22 protein-coding genes are annotated in these 23,978 nt (G+C 44.7%); 2 read left to right on the top strand and 20 right to left on the bottom strand.

The window, feature by feature from the left end; genetic code table 11:
• Window positions 1-116 precede the first annotated feature (116 nt).
• The gene (locus BN1234_RS12670) at window positions 117-806 is read right to left on the bottom strand and encodes an HAD family hydrolase (protein WP_054957030.1); all 690 of its coding nucleotides are present in this window, start codon (window positions 804-806) and stop codon (window positions 117-119) included.
• Window positions 807-1,005: 199 nt separating this feature from the next.
• Here BN1234_RS12670 and BN1234_RS12665 point away from each other — a divergent pair, with 199 nt between their 5' ends.
• Complete coding sequence (locus tag BN1234_RS12665; RefSeq protein WP_156337208.1) at window positions 1,006-1,284, top strand: hypothetical protein; 279 nt, start codon at window positions 1,006-1,008, stop codon at window positions 1,282-1,284.
• 150 nt (window positions 1,285-1,434) lie between these two features.
• Here BN1234_RS12665 and BN1234_RS12660 read toward each other — a convergent pair whose 3' ends face one another.
• The 10 genes from BN1234_RS12660 to BN1234_RS22510 form a co-directional block, all read right to left on the bottom strand.
• The gene (locus tag BN1234_RS12660) at window positions 1,435-2,004 is read right to left on the bottom strand and encodes a manganese catalase family protein (protein WP_054957028.1); all 570 of its coding nucleotides are present in this window, start codon (window positions 2,002-2,004) and stop codon (window positions 1,435-1,437) included.
• Between the two features lie 81 nt (window positions 2,005-2,085).
• Window positions 2,086-2,361, bottom strand: coding sequence for a spore coat protein CotJB (locus BN1234_RS12655; RefSeq protein WP_054957027.1), 276 nt, complete (start codon window positions 2,359-2,361; stop codon window positions 2,086-2,088).
• Between the two features lie 3 nt (window positions 2,362-2,364).
• A complete protein-coding gene (locus BN1234_RS12650) occupies window positions 2,365-2,586 on the bottom strand; it encodes a spore coat associated protein CotJA (RefSeq protein ID WP_054957026.1) in 222 nt (73 codons plus the stop codon).
• A gap of 224 nt (window positions 2,587-2,810) precedes the next feature.
• Window positions 2,811-4,151, bottom strand: a complete 1,341-nt coding sequence (locus tag BN1234_RS12645) for a hemolysin family protein (RefSeq protein WP_054957025.1) — start codon at window positions 4,149-4,151, stop codon at window positions 2,811-2,813.
• Window positions 4,152-4,175: 24 nt separating this feature from the next.
• Entirely contained in the window at window positions 4,176-5,312 is a 1,137-nt protein-coding gene (gene yfkAB, locus BN1234_RS12640) for a radical SAM/CxCxxxxC motif protein YfkAB (RefSeq protein WP_054957024.1), read from the bottom strand.
• A gap of 174 nt (window positions 5,313-5,486) precedes the next feature.
• Window positions 5,487-7,715, bottom strand: coding sequence for an MMPL family transporter (locus tag BN1234_RS12635; RefSeq protein WP_054957023.1), 2,229 nt, complete (start codon window positions 7,713-7,715; stop codon window positions 5,487-5,489).
• A gap of 28 nt (window positions 7,716-7,743) precedes the next feature.
• Complete coding sequence (locus tag BN1234_RS12630) at window positions 7,744-8,835, bottom strand: HD-GYP domain-containing protein (RefSeq protein ID WP_054957022.1); 1,092 nt, start codon at window positions 8,833-8,835, stop codon at window positions 7,744-7,746.
• 108 nt (window positions 8,836-8,943) lie between these two features.
• Window positions 8,944-9,771 carry an undecaprenyl-diphosphate phosphatase gene (locus BN1234_RS12625; protein WP_054957021.1) on the bottom strand — a complete coding sequence of 276 codons (828 nt, stop codon included), beginning with the start codon at window positions 9,769-9,771 and terminating at the stop codon, window positions 8,944-8,946.
• Window positions 9,772-9,848: 77 nt separating this feature from the next.
• Complete coding sequence (locus BN1234_RS12620; RefSeq protein ID WP_054957020.1) at window positions 9,849-11,288, bottom strand: bifunctional metallophosphatase/5'-nucleotidase; 1,440 nt, start codon at window positions 11,286-11,288, stop codon at window positions 9,849-9,851.
• Window positions 11,289-11,478: 190 nt separating this feature from the next.
• The gene (locus BN1234_RS22510) at window positions 11,479-11,643 is read right to left on the bottom strand and encodes a hypothetical protein (RefSeq protein ID WP_170308034.1); all 165 of its coding nucleotides are present in this window, start codon (window positions 11,641-11,643) and stop codon (window positions 11,479-11,481) included.
• A gap of 348 nt (window positions 11,644-11,991) precedes the next feature.
• Here BN1234_RS22510 and BN1234_RS12615 point away from each other — a divergent pair, with 348 nt between their 5' ends.
• Entirely contained in the window at window positions 11,992-13,038 is a 1,047-nt protein-coding gene (locus BN1234_RS12615) for an HD-GYP domain-containing protein (protein WP_054957019.1), read from the top strand.
• Window positions 13,039-13,136: 98 nt separating this feature from the next.
• On the opposite strand, the gene BN1234_RS12610 is transcribed toward BN1234_RS12615, so the two are convergent.
• The 9 genes from BN1234_RS12610 to BN1234_RS12570 all read right to left on the bottom strand — a co-directional run bounded on the left by BN1234_RS12610 (window position 13,137) and on the right by BN1234_RS12570 (window position 23,835).
• Window positions 13,137-13,970: a UbiA-like polyprenyltransferase gene (locus BN1234_RS12610; RefSeq protein WP_370733960.1), complete on the bottom strand. Its 834-nt coding sequence runs from the start codon at window positions 13,968-13,970 to the stop codon at window positions 13,137-13,139.
• Between the two features lie 43 nt (window positions 13,971-14,013).
• Window positions 14,014-15,333, bottom strand: coding sequence for an aspartate aminotransferase family protein (locus BN1234_RS12605; protein ID WP_245640166.1), 1,320 nt, complete (start codon window positions 15,331-15,333; stop codon window positions 14,014-14,016).
• Window positions 15,334-15,456: 123 nt separating this feature from the next.
• A complete protein-coding gene (locus BN1234_RS12600; RefSeq protein ID WP_054957016.1) occupies window positions 15,457-17,436 on the bottom strand; it encodes a peptidase U32 family protein in 1,980 nt (659 codons plus the stop codon).
• Window positions 17,437-17,796: 360 nt separating this feature from the next.
• Window positions 17,797-19,194 (bottom strand): Fe-S cluster assembly protein SufB, encoded by a 1,398-nt coding sequence (sufB, locus tag BN1234_RS12595; protein WP_054957015.1) that lies wholly within the window; start codon window positions 19,192-19,194, stop codon window positions 17,797-17,799.
• Window positions 19,195-19,216: 22 nt separating this feature from the next.
• Window positions 19,217-19,648 carry a Fe-S cluster assembly sulfur transfer protein SufU gene (sufU, locus tag BN1234_RS12590; protein ID WP_054957014.1) on the bottom strand — a complete coding sequence of 144 codons (432 nt, stop codon included), beginning with the start codon at window positions 19,646-19,648 and terminating at the stop codon, window positions 19,217-19,219.
• Window positions 19,638-20,858 carry a cysteine desulfurase gene (locus BN1234_RS12585; protein ID WP_054957013.1) on the bottom strand — a complete coding sequence of 407 codons (1,221 nt, stop codon included), beginning with the start codon at window positions 20,856-20,858 and terminating at the stop codon, window positions 19,638-19,640. The genes sufU and BN1234_RS12585 overlap by 11 nt, the downstream gene beginning before the upstream one ends.
• Complete coding sequence (sufD, locus tag BN1234_RS12580) at window positions 20,855-22,159, bottom strand: Fe-S cluster assembly protein SufD (protein ID WP_054957012.1); 1,305 nt, start codon at window positions 22,157-22,159, stop codon at window positions 20,855-20,857. Before sufD ends, BN1234_RS12585 begins: the two co-directional genes overlap by 4 nt.
• A 22-nt stretch (window positions 22,160-22,181) precedes the next feature.
• Window positions 22,182-22,964 carry a Fe-S cluster assembly ATPase SufC gene (gene sufC / locus BN1234_RS12575; protein ID WP_054957011.1) on the bottom strand — a complete coding sequence of 261 codons (783 nt, stop codon included), beginning with the start codon at window positions 22,962-22,964 and terminating at the stop codon, window positions 22,182-22,184.
• A 394-nt stretch (window positions 22,965-23,358) separates the two neighbouring features.
• Window positions 23,359-23,835 carry a Dps family protein gene (locus BN1234_RS12570; RefSeq protein WP_054957010.1) on the bottom strand — a complete coding sequence of 159 codons (477 nt, stop codon included), beginning with the start codon at window positions 23,833-23,835 and terminating at the stop codon, window positions 23,359-23,361.
• Window positions 23,836-23,978 lie beyond the last annotated feature (143 nt).

Below are 23,978 nucleotides of genomic sequence, written 5' to 3'. Positions count from 1 at the left end.
TACTAAAAAAAAAGGGGCTCCTGCAAAATCAAACTGCACTCTTCGTGACACTATGTTTCATCACTGAGATGCAGTTCACTTGCAGGGCTGCCCCCTTTCTTCATTCATTTATTTATTTAGTCTACAGATGCATCATACAGGTCAATCAGTTCATGGAAAGAATGAATGATTACATCCGAACCCTTAAGCTCCTGATCATCGCCAAATCCTGCATACTGACACCCGATAACGGCTTGTCCATTTTTCTTACCGGCTTCTACATCAGATGAACGGTCTCCCACCATCCATGCACGTTCTATTCCATGATTTTTTAGCAGAAGCGCTACGAGATCTACCTTCGTTTCCGTATTATGCTGACCTGCACTATAAAGATCCTCAAACAAAGGCATAATCTCGCGGGCCTCAGCAATTCCCTTTACGTAATGTTCAAGACCATTGCTGGCCACAAACAATCGAACACCTCTATGCTTTAATTCCTCAAGCGTCTCTTTAACGCCCGGATATAATATAGCCTTTGGATCACTCAATCCTTCCAGCTCATACTGCAGCAGCAGCTCATCAGCACGTTTATGGGCTTCTGGAGTTCCCTCCGGCAGAACAATCTTCCAAATATCCTCAAGCAGCATTCCAAGACATCCCAGCATCAATTCTTCCTTCGGTGTCTCACCCGTATGATGGCCTTCTGCCCGCAAAGTATCAAACAACTTATGATAGGCCGGCAGTAACAGTGTCTCGGTCTGAAACAAAGTACCGTCCATATCAAAGATCATCGCTTCCGGTTTGGTCAGCCTCTTATCTCTCTCCATCCTTCTGTCATTCCCTTCATTCCTCATAATGATTGTTAATATCTTCCCTCATCATAAAGGAAGGTGCTCAACTCCGCAAACGCTATCCGTCACACACCTATATTTAAATTTCAAAAGTTGAAAATATTTCACAACTTTTTCCTTATAGAAATTGTTTAATAGATAGAAACCATAGAACGCCGCAAGAGGAGAAGTGATCTTGATGAGAATGAAGCACACCAGGGTTCCGCTTAAGCTTCATGAACTGCGCAGCGATATTAAGACAGAGCTTGACAATTACACGGATGATGAGCAAGCCGCCATTCTGAATCGATTTCTGCAGCGTCTGAAGATGAAAAGACACACAGACACCCGCTTCGGGCATATAAAAGAAGCCTTCCAGCCCCCATATGTCTGGCTCCTTATTGCTGGAGGAATTGCCCTGCCGGTTATGCTTTATATCGTCTTCATCTGGTCGTCGCTGCAGCTTGAGGGGTAACAACCCTATGCGAACGTTCTGCTGCCAAATACGAATGTAAGAAATCCACCCGACATTTTACGGGTGGATTTCTTACATTCAGAACACTATTCTTTTTTTCATAATGCTGGAGGTTATTCTTCGTGCTCCTAGCCTCTAATTCCATTAAACTCAGAAAATCTTCTTCTTATCACGGTCATCCTTAATAATTTCAACCGCTTCACGGAACCGTATGGCATGAATGATCTCCCGCTCCCGCAGAAATTTCAGACTATCCTGTAAATCCACATCATCCGTCATATCAATCAGCCATTGGTATGTAGCTCTCGCTTTCTCTTCCGCAGCAATATCTTCATACAGATCTGCGAGAGGATCTCCCTTAGCTTGAATATAGGTCGCTGTAAACGGAACCCCACCAGCATTCTCATAGAAAAGGGCTTTATCATGATTCGCATAATGAGCACCTAGCCCCGCCTCTTTCAACTGTTCCACCGTAGCATCCTTAGTCAGCTTGTAGACCATCGTTGCTATCATCTCGAGGTGGGCAAATTCTTCAGTCCCTATGTCATTCAGTACTCCAATCACTTTATCAGGAATCGTATAACGCTGATTTAAATAACGAAGTGCTGCAGCCAATTCTCCATCGGCTCCCCCATATTGCTCGATCAGGAATTTAGCCATCATCGGATCACACTTGCTGACTCTTACGGGATACTGGAGCTTCTTCTCATAGATCCACACGGAATGAAACGCCTCCTTTATTATCCTGCTCGCAGCCGGGTATGCCTACTGTGATAAGATAACCCGGCTGCTTCCAATGAGTTATACCTGCCAAGGCCATGGACTCTGGTTCCACTCAAATGGATATCTGGAAAAAGAATGTCCGAAATTTTGCAAGGGACCATACAGTTCCTGGAAGTGCTTAGCCAGCACCATCCTCTCCTGCGCCAGCCTGTTGTACTGTTCTATGCTCTTCAGGTCATTCGGATGCGTGTTTAGAAACAGATTCAGTTCTACAAGCACAAAATCTATAGCCTGGAGCTGCTCCAAAAGTTCATAATAACGCGGGTCACCAGCTTGCGGTTTTCTTTCTTCCATGATCTACTCTCCCTTCTGGCTTCTTGAGAAATACGGACTGTAGAGAGCGGGCCACAAGGTTCCGTGCTTTAACGCTTCCGCCGGACTGAATTGCGGCAAATCGGTTGGTTGAAACACAATGTACTGATTCACAGGCACGACATATGTTCTATACGGCAGCGGTGGGCATGGATCAAATGGGCTGCGAAACGGGATGTATACGCGTTCCTCGGGATTTACATTCAATGTATTTCCTCCTTCATTCGGATTCCGTCCATACTCGAAATCTCAGGTACTTCGTAACTAACATATGTCATACGCCCAAAAAATGAACCCCGAAAACGCAAAATACCTTCTCTATGCAAAAAAGAACAGAAAAAAACAAACTATCACGCTAGGATAGTTTGTTTGGTTACTAAATCACTCTATTGTCGAATGAGATGATGAAATTTATGAATCAAATAGATTTTTTACTCCTGATTAGTAGTTGCCACTTCAGCCTTAGGCTGCTTTCTGTGAATAATAACACGGATAACACGCAATCGGCTCGCTTCCTCAACCTCGAAGACAACCCCGTCGAACTTAACTTTTTTGCCTTTTAGCGGGTTTCCTTCGAGTTCTTTAAATAACCAGCCGCCAATCGAGTCTACCCTCTGTTCCTCAATAGATATCCCAACCATGTCGTTTACATCCTCAATCAGCATTCGACCATCAACAGAAATATAGTCATCATTCATTTCAACTTCAGGGCGCTCGTCCTCGAATTCATCATATAAATCCCCTACAATTTCCTCGAGAATCTTCTCTGCCGTCAAAATACCAGCCGTTCCCCCGTATTCATCAACAACCAGTGCCATCTGTTCATGTCTGGTCTGCATTAAGCGAAGAACCTGACTAATCTCCATGGATTCCGGTACATCCATAATCGGTCTGACAAGAGAGGCCAGATTCTGCTGTTCTGCCGGAGTAGCCATAAGCAAGTCTGTGATATGAATAAACCCTATAATCCGGTCTTTATTCTCTGTAGCTACAGGATAGCGGGAATGCTTCGTTTCATTGATCAGCTTCAGATTTTCTGCTAAGGATTGATTTGTGTACAGGACATCAATATCCGTTCGGGGCAGCATGATCTCTCTTGCACGCAGATCTGAAAAATCGAACAGGTTGTCCATCAATTTCATCTCATTTTCATCAATCACACCGCTTTTAGCACTCTCATTCATTAATATACGTATTTCTTCTTCCGAGTGAGCTACATCCGATTCACTAGCAGGTTGAATTCCCATTAGCTTTAGAACACCGTTCGCCGAGGCATTCAGAACCCAAATAAACGGAAGGAAAATACGATAGAACCACAGCAGCGGTGCAGATAACAAAAGAGCCGTTCCTTCTGTACGCTGAATTGCTAGTGATTTAGGTGCCAGCTCCCCTAATACAATGTGCAGGAATGTAATGATACTAAAACCGATCGCAACCGAAATCGTTGTAATTAGTACTTCATCCGTCATTCCCATGTTATGCATAAGCGGCGTCACCAGGAGTTCTGAGATCGCAGGTTCCCCAATCCAACCTAACCCGAGAGAGGTTAGTGTGATACCGAGCTGGGTAGCAGACAGGTAAGCATCCAGCTTGCGATTTACCTTCAGTGCTACCCCAGCCATACGGTTTCCCTCACTGACCAATTGAGTTAAACGGGACTGCCGCATCTTTACAAGAGAAAATTCAGCGGCGACAAACACGCCGTTCAATAAAACGAGTAAAAAAACCAAGAGCAGGTTTAAAATCAGTTTCCCGACCTCAAACTCCTCCATCACCAAACGCCTTCTTTCCGGATTCTAGTTTGTAATAGCTTTTCGAGTTTTGAAATCAATTCCTTTATAATACATATCTGCCACCAGTAAATTTGGACCACAGCAGCCTGCAGCATCACAATGGCAATTTACAGTCTGGTTCAGCGGGTGACCCGTTGACCATGCATCAAAAATATTATCAAGTCCTTGATTTTTAATGTTTCCAAAAGGAGGAATATCAGCAAAATCCGTCACGTAAACGTCACCCGAGAATAAATTCACATTTACCCGATTTCGCCCATCCGGATCATTACGAACCGTTACATTAGGCTCCGTACGCAGACGTTTAATGAGCTCTCGGTCACTTTCATCACTGGTGCATGCGAAGAAAGGAAGTGTACCAAACAGCATCCACATCTCCGGATCACGCACATCTAATAGACGATGAATAGCTCTCTTCATATCCGTCAGGGATAATACCGGCAAGGAGGCAGCAAAATTGGAAGCGTACATCGGATGCACCTCATGACGTTTACAGCCCATTTGCCGGATTAACTCATGAATCCCTGCAAGCTTCTCATGTGTACGATAATTAATCATCGATTCCGCTGAGATAAACATCCCTGCCTTACTCAGCTTCTCAGAATTTAGCATCATCGTGTCGTATAGCCGGTATGCCGCCTCTTTCGAAACAGGATGCCCGCTGTTCACAAAACCCACCTCGTGAAAATCATCCCCATTCAAATAGTTGAACGAGATATGCATAACATCCAGGTAAGGCAGCATTTTCTCATATCTGCCAAGCTCAAGTGTCAGATTAGAGTTAATTTGGGTACGTATGCCCCGATCGTGTGCATACTTCAGTAAAGGAACGATTACGTTATCTACTGTTTTGCCCAAAAAAGCCGGTTCACCACCTGTGATGCTAATCGTTTGGAGATGCTCCACCTCATCCAACCGTTTCAGCATCATGTCCAGCGGCAGCATCGGTGCCTCTTTCATAACAAGCATATCGCCAACAGCGCAATGCTCACATCGCATATTACATAAATGGGTAACCGTCATCTCTACACTCGTAAGCACATGCCGTCCATGTTCACGTAAAGAAGTAATCGGATCCCAAGGATCATAACTCGGAGAGAGCTGTTTAACGGAATGATTGAAACTTGCTGTATTACTCATTGTTTTCCACCTTTATTTCTTTTATTAACCGTCTGTAACAAAAACAATCGATTTTATGTACACATCTCGAAATTTACCGGTGCAGCATAAAACAAATATTTGACCCATTCTAATATTATAGCATATCTATCACGATGAAATTTTTCAGTGACATCTCTGACCAGATGTTTAGTATCAACGGTTTGAATTCCGCTCCCTCTCCCGAAACATCCATTTTGGGCTCCACCAGTTCACTTCACCAAGCATTTTCATGAAAGCCGGAACCAGAAAAATACGAATGACAGTTGCATCCAGCAGAACGGCAGCGGTTAAACCCAAACCGATCGCTTTCATTACCTCATTGTCTGTAAAGATAAAGGCTCCCACAACAACTGCCAGAATAAGAGCAGCACTCGTAATCAGGCCACCTGTCTTTTCCAGTCCGTCGGCAGTACTCAGCTCATTATCTCGGCTCGCTTCGTAGCTTTCCATGATTCGTGAGAGAAGAATAACCTCATAATCCATAGAGATACCAAACACGACACAAAAGATCAGTATAGGCAAGAGGGCAAAGACTGAACCCGTAGTCGTTACTCCAAGCCACTCAGCGCCTATCCCCTCCTGAAATACCCATACTACAATCCCCAGCCCTCCACCAAGACTGAGCAGATTCATTAATCCCGCTTTTAGAGGCAGGACGACGGACCGGAAAGCAAACAAAAGTATGATATAAGTAGTAATAAACACAAATAGTAGTACATAAGGAAGCCCCTGCCGAATTTCATTGACTATATCCAGTTTATAAGCCGGATTTCCGGTTATATACGTCTTCATTCCAGGGGTATCCAGCTGGCGCAGCTGAACGATGAGCTCCTCCGTTATTGGATGAGAGTCTCCGTATTTAGGCACGATGGCAATAGCGGCCATCCGATCCTGTACCACATGATATTTTTCCAGCTGCTTGCGAACTTCGGTATTCGCCAAGTAGTCTGCCACTTGCTCTGCAGTACCCCTTGATACGCTTGTGTAGCTTTCAACGCGCTGCACACCTGGAAGCTTTCTTACTTCATCCATATAATTCTTAATGACTTCAACGCTTTGAACCGATTCGTAAGGAGCGGGCAGTTCAGCGGCTACCAATATTGAATTTAATTCACGTATATCGTACGCCTGCTTTAACAAATCATATCCATGACGGGAGTCATACGAAGGCGGCAGCACCTCTGCAGCAGGAATTTCCACTCTCATTGACCTGATTGGAAGCATGGCGATCAGAAGTATTGCAATGACCGAAAACGTTATAATGACAGGCCTAGCCATGACAAAGGTGGCAACTCTGTGCCACATTCCAGGAGACTGACGCTTAAAAAGCAGGCTGATCCGGGTTCCGAAGACAGGCAAGGAGTTAATTCGCGGACCAAGCATAGCTAATAGAGATGGAAGCAGCGTATTCGCGGCCAGAACTGAAATGGTGACTACTGCAATTCCGCCAATGCTGAATGATTTAAAGATTGGCAAATCAATAAATGCCATAGCCAAAAACCCGATCCAGACTGCTGCACCGGAGAAAACCACAGCTTTTCCTGCTGAAGCGCAAGATACAGCAACAGCACGCTCCGTGCTTCCTTTAGAAATTTCCTCCCTGAAACGACTGACGATAAACAGAGCATAATCAATCCCTACTGCCAGCCCAAGCATGGTAACTACATTAGGAAGGAAATTGCTGATCGAGCCATCAAGAATGGCTGCAAAATATAATATCCCCATCGTCACCGTAACACTAACAACACCCGCGATCAGTGGCAGTATGGCTGCTGTAAATGTACCAAAAACAAGCAGCAGGATCAGAAGCGCAAGCGGCAATCCGATGATCTCTGCCTGAAAAATATCATTCTTCACGGCTTTATTCATGTCCGCGAACACAGCAGCGTTGCCTGTAAGATAGGTATCTGCTCCAGTAATCGGGGGAATATCCTCCCTGATCTCATTAAAGTGCTTCAACACCTCGGATGTTTCCTCTTCAAGCATGACGCTCACTGAAATGATATGATCCTGCCCCAGCTGTCTAGAAGCAAAATTAATATACATATCACGAACATATGGCTTGTCCTGGAACGGAGCAAGCTCCTCAAGTATTCGCTTCTGCTGTTTGCCTGTCGTCAGATTTTCATCATTTCTGCTTACTATCACAATTTCAAGCGAACTCGTAGAAAGACCCAGACCTTCCTCAAGTTTATCAATACCGGTAAGATACGGACTGTCATCCGGCGAAAATCCGTTCTGGTGAAGCTGTGACGGCAGCAGTATCGCAAAAGGAATCATTATACAAAACAAAACAAACCATGCAGCAACCATGGCACGGCGGAAGCGGTAAATAAAACGTCCCCACCTGTAAAAAAGCTTTTCTTCGCCATGTTGTTTCACAGCTTGTCCTCCTTGGAAAAAAGCTACATTAATCTGATTCGGCCTGTCCAATTGCGGCAATCATAACCGCAAGTGATTCCGACATATCCACTTCGTAAGGAACACGGGCTTCCTGCCCGTCAGGTGTATATAATATACGAATTACAGGTCTGTGGGGCACACTGTCATTAATTTTAGAAACCACGCCGGTTTCTCCTGTAGAAAGACGGACCGTCATCCCCGTAGGGTAAATCGCGACCCGATCCCGAAATACGGCAAGAAAACGCTGTTCATACAGCGTGCCCGAACCGGCGTACAACACTTCTACAGCTTGATGCGGCAGCATTGCTGGCTTGTAAATCCGCCGTGTTGTCATCGCATCATAAGAATCTGCTATCGCGATCCACTTCGCATATTCATGGGTTTCAGGTCCCTTCAAGCCCCGTGGGTATCCTGATCCGTCAAGGCGTTCGTGGTGCTGGAGTGCACAGTGTGCAGAAAGGAGAGGTATATTCGGCTCATCCTTCAAAATTTTATAACCAATCAGGGTATGCGTTTGTACCTCTTTGAACTCTTCATCAGTCAGGCGTCCTGGCTTCTGGATGAGTTCAGGTGTCAAACGGGTTTTCCCGATATCATGCAATAGCGCTCCAATGCCGAGCGTTTTAACCTCATCCCGGCTGTAGCCGTAAGAGATTCCCAGCACCAACGAGTACAGGCATACATTCAAGGAATGCTGATATAAATTATAGTCATTCGTATTCATATCCGTAAGCAGAACCATAGACTCATTTACAGCTGAAATTTCATCCATTATGTTCTCCATCATTCCGGAGAAAGTTTTGCCCAAATGAAGAAAACTGCCTTTCAAGTTGGATTGCTTCTCTAAATTTTTGTATTCTGTTCGGATTGAACGGATAGCCTCAAGCTTCGTCTGTTCGGAGATGAGCTCCGGAATGGCGATATCCTCTGTCTTGGAATCCTTGATATAAATATAGCTGAAATCCAGCGCACCCAACCGCCGGATCAGGTAATCCGTCAGCTTCACGCCCTCGGCAAGCAGGATATTTCCTTCATTATTGTAAATATTTTTACCTAGAACCATTCCCGGTTGTAATAAAGATAAGTGGATAAGACGCAAACCTACACTTCCTCTGCACTCGAAATATGAATTGTTTCGCGCCATATGATCATTGAGCCCAAAGCTTTAAATGAACATTGTACGTTGTTCAGATCTATTACAGCCTGATTACCGCATAATAAACAGCCAGAATACAGCAGCTAACACAAATCGATAGATCGCGAAATGAGTCAGCCTGATTTTTTGAATCAGTTTCATAAATGCCAGGACAACGAAGTAAGCAACGATAAATGATATTATAAATCCTGCCACGAATACACCCAGCACGTCCGAAGTGAAATTTTGATACGATTCCAAAAGCTCATATCCGGTAGCGGCGCACATAATCGGTATCGCAATAAGGAATGAAAAATCTGCGGATGCCTTATAGCTCACTCCGCTCAGCATCCCTCCAGACATCGTTGAGCCTGAGCGAGAGAAGCCGGGCCACAGCACGGAAATAATCTGATACAGACCGATCAGCAGCGCCTGCTTGTACGTCATATCATCCAGTTCATGTGAGGTAATTCTGGACCTTTTTTTATTGTACCATTCCGCGAAAATCATAAATATGCCGCCTGTCACAAGCGCATACAGCACGGTCTGCGCACTAAATAAGCTTTTGATAAAATCCTTCGCAAAAAAAGCAACCACAAGCGCAGGTGCTATGCCTAAAAATACATGCAGCAGGTTAAGTCTCTTAACCTTTGCTCCCTGTCTCGATAACGGCTCACTATGGCTCCAGCCTAGCAAATTCAAAATTCGGCGCCAATAAACAATTGCGATCGCAAGAATTGCTCCAAGCTGTATAACAATCTCAAATGTCTTCATCATGGAAGTCTGATCGTTATATCCCATTACTTTGGCTGTTAAGATCATGTGTCCGGTCGATGATACCGGTATAAATTCTGTCAGCCCTTCCACGATCCCCAAAATAACTGCTGTTATAAAATCCACAGTCATCCCCCTCACCTATCAACTTTGTCCATCTATTTGTCCATCTATATGTATGCCGGGACAAATGAAGTTAGTCTTTAGATCAGCGGGACAAAGCGGTGAAGAAAACTTTGCTCAAGCGCACCAGGCCGAGACAGTTCTTGTCTGAGCAGGTCACGAAGGAATTCAGGCAGCATAAATACGATATCTTTGCCTTTAGCCAAAGATTCATAACCTACCTTGAAAGTGAACATATCTAATGTACCCACGCGGTATTCACGTTCTCTCTCAATTGGTATGCCCTGCACGGAGGCCTGAATAATTTTATGATAACTGCTGCCTTCATTATTATATAGGACTTCCATTCCATCAACAGCCAATCCTCCGAGAACCTTGCCGCGAAAGCCATAGCCGAAGATTTTTTTATCATAATATTCAGGAAGAAGACTTTCCTCGAGTGCTTGAAGAATATCTGCTCCACTCAGCTTTATCACGCAAGGGTTAATCGGTGAAGGACATAGGGAATGTATCATCCCTGCACTAATCTCTCCATCAGGAAGGGAACCGAGTAATTGGCCAGAATTCACGATAGAAATATCACTGCTCGCATAATGGCGCACAGCTTGGGCAAGCAAGTTCGCAAAGGAAGATTCCTGATCATAATGAATTTCAAGCTTTCGGTCTGTTATCGCTACCGCTTCCTTTAAATGCTCTTCAGCCTGTTGACGGTGAATAAGCACTGCCCTTTCCACTTCCGGATCAAGCTCTTCCCCGCTTACAGGAATACAAGAGCCGCCTGTAACAGCATAACGTCCTTCATCAGGCTTCCATTCAACTATAACTTTGCCAACATAATTGCCGAACTTTCCAGCACCGCATACAGCTGTACCTTCAATGAATAAAGGCTCCTCTAACAGATGATGCGTATGTCCACCCAGAATAATGTCGATTCCAGGAATCCGCTCTGCTAATATTTTATCGGCAATAATGCCGAGGTGAGACATGACAATGAGTACATCTACCTGATCTCTAAGTAATTGCACCTGCTGAGCTATCGATGTTTCCGGGTCTCTGGAATTCCATCCTAAAAGGGTATAAAACTGACTAAAAGGAGCTGTTGCACCCGTAATTCCAATTTTAATACCATTCTTCTCAATAATGATGTGTTCCTTCATCCAAGCTGGAGGCTTCCCGCTATCCAATTCATAAAGATTACAGCACACCACCGGGCACAGCAGACCAGCATAAGCTGCTTCCAAAGCAGAAGGCGGAACGGTCAGGCCTTCATTGTTGCCTATCGTAATGGCATCATAACCAGTCAGGTTAATCACATCAACATTTGCCTGCCCCATCGTTCCTTCCGTTTCTACTGCCGCTCTGTCCATATGATCACCTATATCCAGAGCGAGTACAGCTTGTTCCCCAGCAGCCTTTCTTTCCCGGGAAATAACAGCCGCATTTGCACTCATCATTTCGAAATGACTATGGATATCATTGGTGTGCAGTATTATCAATTTATCATTCACCATCTGACTCATTGCGGCCCCCTTCGTTGTTATGATCATTTTTTTCCGGTCTTACAAGCATAACACTTTAACCAACATTATGGTATATTGAAGCCCGTAACCTGTGAACTCAAATTTTTGTTTCGTATTTAAATGTTCAAGAGGAGGGACAGCGTCCCTCCTCTTGTTGGTGCTGCCCATAATAATGCTCCGGATATAAGTCCTATTTATTTCTGGTTTTTCGGGCAGCAACATAAAAGGCAAGAAGGACCAGCGGTATTGCAATAAACCACGGAATATGGATTGTGCCGCCAATGATCATAGCCAGTGCCATCAATACAACAATGCCGATAATGATGTAAAGACAGCCCCTCCCGAACGTTTCCATATGCTCTCTCCTTTTTTAAAAAGTCAGCTTATATATACATACGAATTAAGAAGGTAAATTATCGCTATTTCGTTTTAGTGAAATATAATCGAAGGCTTTCCTCACCGCCTCATCATACCGTGACAGGAACCAAGCCGCTATGTCGTTAAGGTAATGCTGCATACAATCGCAAATTAGGAATATAAACCTAGGAAATAAGTATTAAAAATCGGTGGGATTTTCCCTTTAGGACTATTTAAATAACTTGTTTTAGCTAAAAGGTCATTGAAAATCCATTTTTTTCTTGTTAAGATGATTTTATGAATGTTCTGGTTAGTTCATTTAATAACAGGTAAGAGGTGTAACGATTTGAGAGTACATGTCACTGACCTGATACCCGGAGATCTAACACAGCGAGAAGTCTTCAACAGCCATGGTGTCCATGTCTTGCAAAAAGGAACTGTTCTTCGTAATGAGGAAATAGCTAAGCTCATACAGCATGGCATCAATTACATTGAAATTGAGAAGCGTGAAATCCTCTTGTCTGCCGATCCATCATCAGAAACGTCAGAGTCTCTCAGCAGGGTTAAGCCGCAATTCGATCAAGCAATCGATGGCTTTGCTTCTGTCTTCTCCGAAGCATTTAAAACGGGTAAGTTCAACGAAAATGCTGTGCATGATTCCTTTCAGCCTGTTATCGGCTCGTTGTTAGAACAGAAGGATGTAGTATCCCTTCTACTCCTCCTAAATGGAAGGGACGATTATACATACAAGCATTCGATGCAGGTTGGTATGCTCTCTTATTACCTTGCTACATGGTTGGGCTACTCCGCTAAGGAATGCTATGAGATTGGAAAAGCGGGATACCTGCACGATATCGGCAAAAGCAGAATTCCTGATAAAATCCTCAACAAGCCTGAAAAGCTGACTGCCGAAGAGTTTGAATTAATTAAACTTCATACCACTTACGGTTATGAGATTATTCGGGAGTCTATCGATGATGAAATAACTGCTCTTGTTGCACTCCAGCACCATGAACGAGATGATGGAAGCGGTTACCCTAATCGTCGCCAAGAATCCGAGATACATCCCTACTCTCATATAGCAGCGGTGGCCGATGTCTATAGTGCAATGACAACCAATCGGGCTTACCAATCCAAGCAGCAGCTGCTGCATGTTTTGAGAGAGCTGTACAGTCTCAGCTTCGGCAAATTAAACGCCAAACCGACTCATGCTTTTATCCAGCATCTGCTTCCTAATTTCATTGGAAAAAAAGTTGTTTTAACGACAGGTGAATCGGGCACCATCATTATGAATAATCATTCTGATTATTTTCGTCCCTTGATTCAGACCACTGAGCGTTTCATCGATCTATCCAAAGAACGCGAATCTTCGATTCAAGAAATACTATTATAATCCTGTATATGCGAAACAGCCTCCTGATCAGATGAACTTCATCAGGAGGCTGTTTATTTCAATTAATATAATAGAGCGTTACATGATTGACTAAAAAGCTACAGAAAGTAATCAGCTAACGTACAGAATAGAATAACCATGCTAATCACTTGGTTTAAATTATATGATGCTACATTCATCCGCTTTCGGCTTGCCGGCTTGATAATATTATGCTCAATAGCAAGCAGGATAACAGAAATCAAAATCCCGAGCAGATATAACCAGCCCAGATCCTGAAGAAAGAATAAGAACAGCAGCAGAAAGACCATAATCGTATGAAGTCCGCGTGAAATCAGGAGTGCACCGTTCAAACCAAATGCCTGAGGAACACTCCATAGGCCCGTCTTGCGATCAAACTCAATATCCTGTGTTGCGTAAATGATATCGAAGCCACCGATCCACAGCATCACAATCGTACCAATTACAAACGGAGTAAAGGCAAACTCGCCCGTTACGGCAAACCAAGCTCCGATCGGTGCTGAAGCAATAGTGAATCCAAGGTACAGATGACAGAGCCATGTAAACCTTTTTGTATAGGAATAAGAGCAGATTAGTACAATGGCTACCGGCGATAACCACAGGCACAAGGGATTCAACATACCCGCTGCAAAGATGAATATAGCGAAGTTCACAACCACAAAGGCTACTACTTCTCGCTCACGAAGCAGCTTTTTCGGAAGGTGCCGATGCGCTGTGCGCGGATTAGCCGCATCGAACTTGCGATCCACAAGTCGATTAAAAGCGTTTGCTCCATTGCGTGCTGCGATAAGTGCAATGAGCGCCCATAATAATACATACGCAGACGGAATTCCCTCTGCTGCCCACACCAGCGAGATTAAGGCAAAGGGCAGCGAGAATAACGTATGTGAAAACATGACAAGCTCACCGAACATCCGAGTCTTGCTTGCAACCTTTCGAATCACTTCCACGTCTGCATCAGCCCCTCTCTGCTTCGATTACAGAAAGAACCTCGTCCAGCGCTTTCAGCATTGCATCTACGTCCCGTGACGGCATAATAATCGGCGGCTGAAAAGCAAGCACGTTACGATCAATTCCATTCTTACCTAGAATATAGCCCCGCTCTTTCATCATCTCCAGTACGGCATCGGTAAGCGCAGCACCTGTCTGTGTATCGTTTCCACGAAGCTCAGCACCGCACATGAATCCCTTACCTCGAACATCAATGATCGTGGAGTGTTTCTCCTGCAGCTGTCTTAGCCCCGTTAAAAGACGCCCGCCAATCAGCTCCGCACGTTCAACCAGGTTATTATTCTCAATATAATTGAGTACAGCCATTGCGGTCACTGCCGAAACCGGATTCCCCCCAAAGGTAGATGCCGATGGACGATTAAAGCTCGCTGCAATTTCATCTGTTGTGGCGAACGCGCCAATAGGAACCCCATTACCCAGCGCTTTTGCCATGGAGATAATATCAGGCACGACACCATAATGCTCCATAGCAAACATCTTACCCGTACGGCCAAATCCGGTCTGAATCTCATCGGCAATCAGCAATACCCCGTACTGATCAAGCAGCTGCTTAACTTCACGGAAATACCAATCCGGCGGGCAGATCATTCCACCGTTACCCTGAATCGGTTCCACAATCATGGCTGCAATCGTATCCCCCTTCTCTTCAAGCACTTCACGAAGGCTTTCTACAGAGCGGCGGGCAGCCACCTCGTCATCAAGCTCCGAATCGAAAGGACGTGGAATAAATGTAACGCCTGAATCCAGATAATCATCTGAACGCCACATCGGAATGCCTGTCACTCCCATCGTCAGATAGGTGCGTCCATGCAATCCGTATTCGAGTGCTATAAAATCCCGCCGTTTCGTATGCAGCCGTGCCAGCAGCATCGCACCTTCATTAGCCTCAGATCCGCTATTACAAAAGAAAGTTCGCTTTAAATTCCCTGGCAGCACACCGTTTGCTAACCGTTCAGCCAAATCTGCCATTGGCTGTGTTAAATAGATCGTCGTTGTATGCTGCAGCGTCTGAAGCTGCTCTATGGTCTTTGTTGTAATCTCTTCATTGCAATGTCCGCAAGCAACAACAGATACACCTGCGAAGAAATCTATATACTCCCGGCCCTTTTCATCATAAAGATACTGCATCTTCCCCCGTACAATTTGAGGCGGCTCTTTATAAAAATGACTGGTACAAGGAAAAAAATATTGTTTACGTTTCTCTAATACACCTTCCGGACCAATAAATGACGATTGCTGTTCCTGATGTTCAATCGGGCTGCTCACGTTCATTCACCCCTTGTAAAAATATTATATATATCCGCAAGAAGCGGCAGACAGGTTTGTCTGCCGCCCTCACCTTCTGTGCTGCGATCATCTATTTTCTAATATGGTTTAACCTAACCTATGCTATACCTCTACAAGATCAAGTTTAAGTGCTTGCCCAAATTGCAGTGAGCCAAGAGTATACCCGGCATAAACTGGTTTCAGCTGCTCAAACCATTGATCACACTGATTTAAATTCTGTACAGCCTTTTTATATAAGGAGACGATCTCACCAAGCTGCTCCGATGTATACGATTTGCCTTCTATGCGGAAGTGATTAACCCCGGCATCATGCAATTCCTTCAGCATTGGCAAGTAGCAGAGCTCTTTCGACAGAGCCAGATGATTCCGTCCGCTCCAATCCCGGTACACCGGATTCTCTCCTTTATCCGTCATCAATACAAGATGCTCATTGCTGACGAACTTGTTATCCTCTTCCCCAATCGGCTCAATCACTTCTGTATTCTCGTACAGATCCAGCTCCAAATACATGACGATCGGTGAACCATGAACAATAACTTCAACCGGAACACGGGTGTTATCCAGCAGCTTCGTTAGATCGTTTAAAGGGAGCTCAAGCGAAGCATGCACACGCTCCATGTTAAAACGCTCATGATAAAGAGCTGCTGACATATGATTAAATACGTTCAAGTTAAAATCAGCGACCATGGGAAGTGAAAGGTCACGGAATTTGTGCATGGCACCTATGTTCGACACGAGTAAGCCATCTAATCCGTAAAATCCGCTGCTGGCTCCTGCCTGAATGAATTGATTGTACTGCTCCATATGAAGCTCGTTCATCATTCTTGGCATTCCAAGCAGAATCTTAACATTTCCCTTCTCTGCTGTAAGTGCCTCAATTTCCTGACGGGTAAAAGGCCGATCAGGCTGGAACACATCACCAGTAAGGTATATAATATCCGCTCCCGCAGCGATTGCTGCACGAGCCTGTGCAATATTATTCACATGAACACTCAACTGTGGAGCCGTTTTAGCGCTGTCAGCTGTTTTCACACTTCCGAGCGTCTCACGAACCTGCTCCACACGCTCAGGCTTCAGTTCACGCTCAGCTGTCGGTGTACTAAACACTTTACCCGTACTATAGAATTTGCCTGTTCCTTCATAACGGCGGTTAATGTAGCTTAAACCAGGTTTCCCAAAGGCATAGCCTGTAGAGAAGTCCCGCTTGCGGTTCGCATACAGTTCACCTGAATCCTGTGTCCGGTTGAAACCGATAGGATCTTCAATATAACGGTCAATGGCATCGCCATAACTATTGACGAGAGAGCGGAGGAATTCCTCGTCACGCATCCGTCCTTCAATCTTGAATGAGGTAATGCCAGACTTTATGAGCTCAGGAATATGCTCGTACATATACATATCCTTCGCTGCCAATGGATACTCTGTTGGATAGACGTAACCGTCTTTCTTCACTCTGTAATCCCAGCGGCAAGGCTTCATACAGCGGCCGCGGTTCGCACTGTTACCAAACAGCATGGAGCTGAATAGACAGTTTGCTCCGTGAACCGTACACATGTCACCGTGAACAAAATATTCGAACTCCATCCCTGTTTTAGATTGCAGCAGCTCAGCTGTATGCAAATCCATCTCACGTGAGGCAACAACACGGGTAACTCCCATCTCTTTCAGAGCCTCAATCATATCCAGATTATGAACATTCATCATGACAGAAGAATGAACAGGAATGTTCGTTAAATTTAATTTTTGAATAATTGGAAATACGGCTAAATCCTGAGCAATAATCGCATCTGGACCAGCCTCGTTTAAGAAATGGAAATACCGCTTCGCTTCTTCCAAATCCTCTTCACTAAGCAGATTGTTTACTGTAACATATGCACGCTTTCCACGATCATGTGCCATCTTGATCGCTTCACAAACTTCCTCATAGCTCAGATTGTAGCCTTTGCGCATCATACGCATATTCAGCGATGGACCACCAAAGTAGACAGCATCACAATTCATATCAATAACGGATTTAAAAATATCGAATGTGCCAGCAGGAGCCAACAATTCTACTTCTTTTCCATTAAAATATCTGGCCAAAGTCGCTTCCCCCTTAACCTTTCGTTTCAACACCTTAAAATTTTAATTATCACCATTATAACATTGAAAAATAAGATTGTGACGCAATTCACAAATTGTTAAATGTAAAGGGATTTCGCGACCTGAAACCGCCTCCAAAATAATGATTCTATGATACAAATCACAGATTTCGATTTATTGAACATCAAATTATAAATTTTCAGCATTATTCCGAAGAAAAATGATTAAAAAAAAGAGGTGAACTTTTAAAGTTCACCTCCTCTATTCAAGAAAAAATGATATCGGCAGGAAATCGGCACGGTTTAACTCGTTCCCATTCCGAACCCTATAAAACCTTGTTACAGCAAGGATTTCAAGGTATTAACCGATACTGCCTTCCATTTCGAATTTTATCAATCTGTTCATCTCTACCGCATATTCCATCGGCAGCTCTTTCGTGAACGGCTCGATAAAGCCCATAACGATCATTTGTGTCGCTTCCGCTTCACTCAATCCGCGGCTCATGAGATAGAACAGCTGCTCCTCAGAAACCTTGGATACCTTCGCTTCATGCTCCAGCGTCACATTATCGTTCTTAATTTCATTGTAAGGAATCGTATCTGAAGTGGACTCGTTATCCAAAATAAGCGTATCACACTCGATGTTGGCTTTAGCACCTTCAGCATTACGTCCAAATGAAGCAAGACCGCGGTATGTTACTTTACCACCGTGTTTACTAATCGATTTGGATACAATTGTGGACGTTGTGTCCGGTGCCAAGTGAATCATCTTCGCACCAGCATCCTGATGCTGGCCTTTACCTGCGACAGCGATGGAAAGAACCATACCTTTCGCACCACGGCCTTTCAGGATAACTGCCGGATATTTCATTGTGAGTTTAGATCCGATGTTACCATCTACCCATTCCATTGTTGCATTCTCTTCTGCAACCGCACGCTTCGTAACCAGGTTGTAAATATTAGGAGCCCAGTTTTGAATTGTTGTATAACGAACCCGTGCATTCTTCTTACAGATGATCTCAACAACGGCACTATGCAGGGAGTTCGTACTATAGATCGGAGCAGTACATCCTTCAACATAGTGAACAAAGCTGTCTTCGTCTGCAATGATCAGCGTACGCTCGAATTGCCCCATGTTCTCGGAGTTAATCCGGAAGTAAGCTTGAAGCGGAATTTCACACTTCACGCCTTTTGGTACATAGATAAAGCTTCCGCCTGACCATACAGCACTGTTCAGAGCCGCGAACTTATTGTCTGTTGTGGGAACAACTGTGGAGAAATACTCCTTGAAGATTTCCGGATGTTCTCTAAGAGCCGTATCCGTATCTGTAAAGATAACACCTTGTTCTTCAAGCTCTTTCTGCATGTTGTGGTATACAACTTCAGATTCATACTGTGCGGATACACCTGCGAGGAACTTCTGCTCCGCTTCAGGAATGCCCAGTTTATCAAATGTTTCTTTAATCTCGGAAGGTACTTCCTCCCATGTCTTACCTTGCTTCTCGGACGGTCTAACATAATACTGGATATCGTTGAAATCCAGTTCATCCAGATTGCCGCCCCAGTTAGGCATCTCCATTTTCTCGAATTGCTCAAGAGCTTTCAGGCGGAATTCAAGCATCCACTCTGGTTCATTTTTGATTTTAGAAATTTCCATTACGACTTCCCGGGTCAGACCTTTACCGGTCTGAAAAATAGCTTTATGTTCGTCACGGAAGCCATATTTATACTCTTCAATTTCAGGAGCCTTTTTAGCCATTAGTCATACCTCCCTATTGTTCTTAGTCTTTCTGCTCTGTATCTTCTATACCTTTTCGCAGTGCATTCCAGGCAAGCGTTGCGCATTTAATACGTGCAGGGAACTTGTTAACACCGGACAGGGCTTCAATATCTTCGTAATCCTCAAACTCAACATCCTCACCTTTCATCAGGCAAGAGAATTTGGAAGCCAGCATAACCGCTTCTTCAAGCGTTTTGCCTTTAACAGCCTCCGTCATCATGGAAGCGGAAGACATGCTGATCGAGCAGCCTTCGCCCGTATACTTGGCATCCTTTACGACTCCGTCCTCCACTTTTAATTGTAGAGAAATTCGGTCCCCGCATGTCGGATTGTTCAAGTCAATCGTCACTGCATCATTCTCAAATTTCCCGTGGTTACGAGGGTTTTTATAATGATCCATAATGACACGTCTATACAAATCATCAAGTTGCATCGCCAAAATACTCCTTTGTCTGGATTAAGGCGCTGACAAGTAAGTCGACCTCTTCTTCTGTATTATACAGATAAAAACTTGCACGTGCTGTAGATGAAACTTTAAGCCAGCGCATGAGCGGTTGGCAGCAGTGATGACCTGCACGAATCGCAATGCCCTGTGCATCCAGTACTGTTGCCACGTCATGGGGATGCACATCGCCAAGATTAAAAGTAACTAGTCCAACCTCCCGCTCACGCGGGCCGTACAGGCTGATCCCTTCAATCTCGCTAAGTCGATCCATCGCATACTTCGCCAGGCGGCTTTCGTGCCGTGCAATTTCATCCATACCGATCTCTTCAAGGAAATCGATGGCTGCTCCAAGCCCAACAGCCCCGCTAATGATTGGGGTACCACCTTCAAACTTCCAAGGAAGCTCCTTCCAGTTGGATTCATAGAGGCCAACATCGTTAATCATCTCACCGCCAAATTCGATCGGCTCCATCTTTTCAAGCAGCTCTTTTTTACCGTACAAAGCACCAATTCCAGTTGGAGCACACATTTTATGACCGGAAAGAGCATAGAAATCACAATCGAGATCCCGTACATCCACTTTCATATGCGGTGTGCTTTGAGCTCCATCCACCACGATCACAGCACCGTGGCGGTGGGCAATCTCTGCAATTTCTTTCACCGGATGAACGACTCCCATTACATTCGATACATATGCAATGGCTACAACCTTCGTTCGATCGGTGACTGTCTTCTCAACATCTTCAAGTGTAATCGAACCGTCAGCCTGAATGGGTATATATTTCAGCGTGGCACCGACGGCAAGCGCCGCCTGCTGCCACGGAATAAGATTACTATGATGCTCCATTTCCGTCAGAACGATTTCATCACCCGGTCCGCAGACAGAACGTGCATACGACGAAGCTACAAGATTGAGAGCTGTCGTCGTTCCGCGGGTGAAAATAATTTCTTCCGTGCTCTTTGCGTTAATGAAACGAGCTACTTTCTCACGTGCTCCTTCATACGCATCAGTAGCCCGACTGCCAAGTGTATGAACGCCACGGTGAACGTTAGCGTTCTCCCACTCGTAGTAGTGCTTCACGGCATCAATAACAGCACGCGGCTTCTGAGAAGTCGCGGCGTTATCAAGGTATACCAGCGGATGGCCGTTTATTTCCTGCTGTAAGATGGGAAACTGTTCACGGATAGATGCATTCATTGCCCCAGCTTCCTTTCAACAAGGCGTTGAAGTTGATCACGAAGCCCTTCCAAAGGAATCTCGCTAACCACAGGAGCCAGGAATCCGTAGATAATCAAGGATTCGGCAGCCGTACGAGAAATACCGCGAGACATCAGGTAATAGATCATTTCTGGGTTAACCTGACCAACGGATGCTGCGTGACCTGCAGTAACATCATCTTCATCAATCAGAAGAATTGGGTTGGCGTCACCACGAGCTTTAGGACTAAGCATCAATACACGCTCAGTTTGCTGTCCGTCCGCTTTCGTAGCGCCTTTCTCAATCTTCGTAATTCCGTTAATGATCGCTTGAGCTTCTTCACGCATAACTGCACGGGTAATCATTTGGCTTCCAGTGCTTTTTCCGAAGTGACGTGCCCGTGTTGTATAGTTAATCTTCTGCGTACCGGAACCTACAGCAATTACTTTGGCATCAGACAAGGAACCATTCCCTTGCAGAACGCTCATAGTATCACTTGCTGTATCGCCATCATTCATCTCACCAACGATCCATTCGATGGATCCGTCGTTTTCAACGACCGCACGGCGGTAGGTGATATCCGTGATATCTGATGTCATTTGGTGAACGGACGCAAAACGAACTTTCGCACCATTTTTAACGAATACTTCAACCGCTCCGTTATGTGTAACATGACCGGACAAGCTGTTCGAAACATAGTTATCTACATAAGTAACACGGCTGTTCGCTTCAGCAACGATGAGTACATGAGGCGCAAACAGTGCTTCTGCATCATCCGTTAGCATTACAGCCTGAAGCGGAAGCTCAACTTCTACATTTTTAGGAACATAGAGGAAGACCCCTCCGTTCCATGTCGCAGCATGAAGTGCGGCAAGGGAATGCTCATCACTCTTCATAGCTTGATGGAGATAAGGCTTTACAAGACTCTCATGTTCTCTCACAGCTGTTTCCAGGTCCGTAAAGATTACACCTTTAGCTGCAAGCTCATCAGACAGCTTTGTGTATACCGTTCCCGAATTACGCTGAATAACGAGGCCACCTTCTCTTGACCCAGCGACAAGCATCGCTGCTTCTTCAGGAAGATCTTCAAGAGACGACAGCTGATCATTTTGTTTATGCTCACCGAATGCTTGAATATTCCAGCGGTCAATCCGCTGTTTCTCCAGCTTAGGCAGTTCCAACTGACCGGCCAGCTCCAAAGCGGCAAGGCGGCTTTCCGTTACCCAAGCAGGTTCCTGCTTGCTTGCGGACAGTGCCTTCAAAGTCTCAGCGTTGACCGGAAGAATGGTTTGTGTTGTCATTTCGTTTTCTCCTCCTGTCTATTTACGCCTCTTGACCTACAGTTTCGTCAGTAATGCCGAGCTCTTCCTTAATCCAATCATAACCTTCTGCTTCCAGACGCTGAGCGAGCTCAGGACCGCCGGATTTCACGATACGGCCTTGCATCATTACGTGTACAAAATCTGGTGTAATATAGTTAAGCAAACGCTGATAGTGGGTAATAATCAAGAAACCACGGTCTTCAGCTTTCATTGCATTGACACCATTCGCTACGATTCTCAGGGCATCGATGTCAAGACCGGAGTCAATTTCGTCCAAAATAACAAGTTTTGGCTCAAGCATCATCATTTGAAGAATCTCGTTACGCTTCTTTTCACCGCCGGAGAAGCCTTCATTCAGGTAACGGTGAGCGAATTCAGGATTCATCTCAAGCTCTTTCATCTTGCCTTCCATTTGGCGGATAAATTTAATGAGGGAAATCTCATTGCCTTCACCACGGCGAGCATTAATGGCACTGCGCAGGAAGTCAGAATTCGTCACCCCTGCAATTTCACTCGGATACTGCATTGCAAGGAACAACCCTGCCAGAGCACGCTCATCAACTTCCATTTCAAGCAGGTCCTTACCGTCCAAAGTAACGCTGCCTTCAGTTACTTCATATTTAGGATGACCCATCAAAGCGGAAGCCAAAGTACTCTTACCTGTTCCGTTTGGTCCCATGATGGCATGAACTTCTCCGCCGTTCATCTCCAGGTTAATGCCTTTAAGTATTTCCTTGCCTTCGATTTGTGCTTTCAAACCTTCAATGACAAACTTCGTTGACATGTAATATTCCCTCCGTCGAATTGAGTATAGTGATAATTGTATTTATGATAACAGGATTGGTCGCCCTGATGTATCACAGAAGCTTTTCCTTTATTTATAATTATTCTAAACTGATTCTCAGTGATTCTCAAGTCATTTTATAATAAAAGGCATCGCAATTCAACACGGCGAACTGGCTTAGGCACTAATCTACGCGCTTTTCATCAATAAAACAGGCCTGACCGGTTGAACCGGCCAAGCCTGGTGCTAAGCTACCCGTTAGCTTCGTATCTGCCTGCTGTATGATGTGTTACTCTCCCTTGTCGACAGCATCCGGTACCGACCGCAATAATCGTTCGTCACCAAACGGTCCTTGTATTCCAAATAGGATAAAGCCACGAGTCAGACTGCATGATTAGCCAAGAAAAGAACGAAGCATCCACATATGTTTTTCAAAATCTGTTTTGAAGCCTGTCAGCATGTCGGAAGTAGGCATATCCTCGGCTTTTTCAGCCATTTCGATACCCTCTTGAAATTCCTCTGACAGCGTAGCGAAGTCCTCGATCAGCTGCTGCACCATTCCGCGCGTATCTTCATTTCCTGTTGCTTCCTGGATCGTAGAAATTTCAAGATATTCCTTCATGGTTGCTGCAGGTTTACCTTTAAGGGCAAGTAAACGCTCAGCGATTTCATCCATCTTCAAGGTTACTTCATCATATAATTCTTCAAACTTGACGTGCAAGGAGAAGAACTGTTCACCAGACACATACCAGTGATAGTTATGAAGCTTAACATAGAATACCGCAAGATTAGCCACTTGCTGGTTCAGCATTTGCTCAACGCCTGTTTTTTTGGTTTTGCTGCTTGTTTTGTTAGAATCTGTTTTTGCCATTTTTAATCCCATCCCTTCCTGTATATGAATGTCTTCACAATTAATATGTGTTTCATCTAAGCATCTAAATGTAGTTTACCCCTGTGCTTATTCTTCGAATCAACCATGAGCCTAAGACCATTGAAGACGGTAATCCCAATCTT

Source organism: Paenibacillus dakarensis (assembly GCF_001373415.1).
GTDB classification, from domain to species: Bacteria; Bacillota; Bacilli; order Paenibacillales; family Paenibacillaceae; genus Paenibacillus_AQ; species Paenibacillus_AQ dakarensis.
Note: the sequence above shows the minus strand (reverse complement) of the source record. Positions and strands in the feature narration are given on the sequence as shown.

What these genes read in the sequence shown, in the direction of transcription:
- BN1234_RS12670 (WP_054957030.1), bottom strand. Translation starts at nt 806, where the DNA reads ATGGAGAGAGATAAGAGGCTGACCAAACCGGAAGCGATGATCTTTGAT.
- BN1234_RS12655 (WP_054957027.1), bottom strand. Translation starts at nt 2,361, where the DNA reads ATGGAAGAAAGAAAACCGCAAGCTGGTGACCCGCGTTATTATGAACTT.
- BN1234_RS12645 (WP_054957025.1), bottom strand. Translation starts at nt 4,151, where the DNA reads ATGGAGGAGTTTGAGGTCGGGAAACTGATTTTAAACCTGCTCTTGGTT.
- yfkAB (WP_054957024.1), bottom strand. Translation starts at nt 5,312, where the DNA reads ATGAGTAATACAGCAAGTTTCAATCATTCCGTTAAACAGCTCTCTCCG.
- BN1234_RS12620 (WP_054957020.1), bottom strand. Translation starts at nt 11,288, where the DNA reads ATGAGTCAGATGGTGAATGATAAATTGATAATACTGCACACCAATGAT.
- BN1234_RS22510 (WP_170308034.1), bottom strand. Translation starts at nt 11,643, where the DNA reads ATGGAAACGTTCGGGAGGGGCTGTCTTTACATCATTATCGGCATTGTT.
- BN1234_RS12610 (WP_370733960.1), bottom strand. Translation starts at nt 13,970, where the DNA reads ATGTTCGGTGAGCTTGTCATGTTTTCACATACGTTATTCTCGCTGCCC.
- sufB (WP_054957015.1), bottom strand. Translation starts at nt 19,194, where the DNA reads ATGGCTAAAAAGGCTCCTGAAATTGAAGAGTATAAATATGGCTTCCGT.
- sufU (WP_054957014.1), bottom strand. Translation starts at nt 19,648, where the DNA reads ATGCAACTTGATGATTTGTATAGACGTGTCATTATGGATCATTATAAA.
- BN1234_RS12585 (WP_054957013.1), bottom strand. Translation starts at nt 20,858, where the DNA reads ATGAATGCATCTATCCGTGAACAGTTTCCCATCTTACAGCAGGAAATA.
- sufD (WP_054957012.1), bottom strand. Translation starts at nt 22,159, where the DNA reads ATGACAACACAAACCATTCTTCCGGTCAACGCTGAGACTTTGAAGGCA.
- sufC (WP_054957011.1), bottom strand. Translation starts at nt 22,964, where the DNA reads ATGTCAACGAAGTTTGTCATTGAAGGTTTGAAAGCACAAATCGAAGGC.
- BN1234_RS12570 (WP_054957010.1), bottom strand. Translation starts at nt 23,835, where the DNA reads ATGGCAAAAACAGATTCTAACAAAACAAGCAGCAAAACCAAAAAAACA.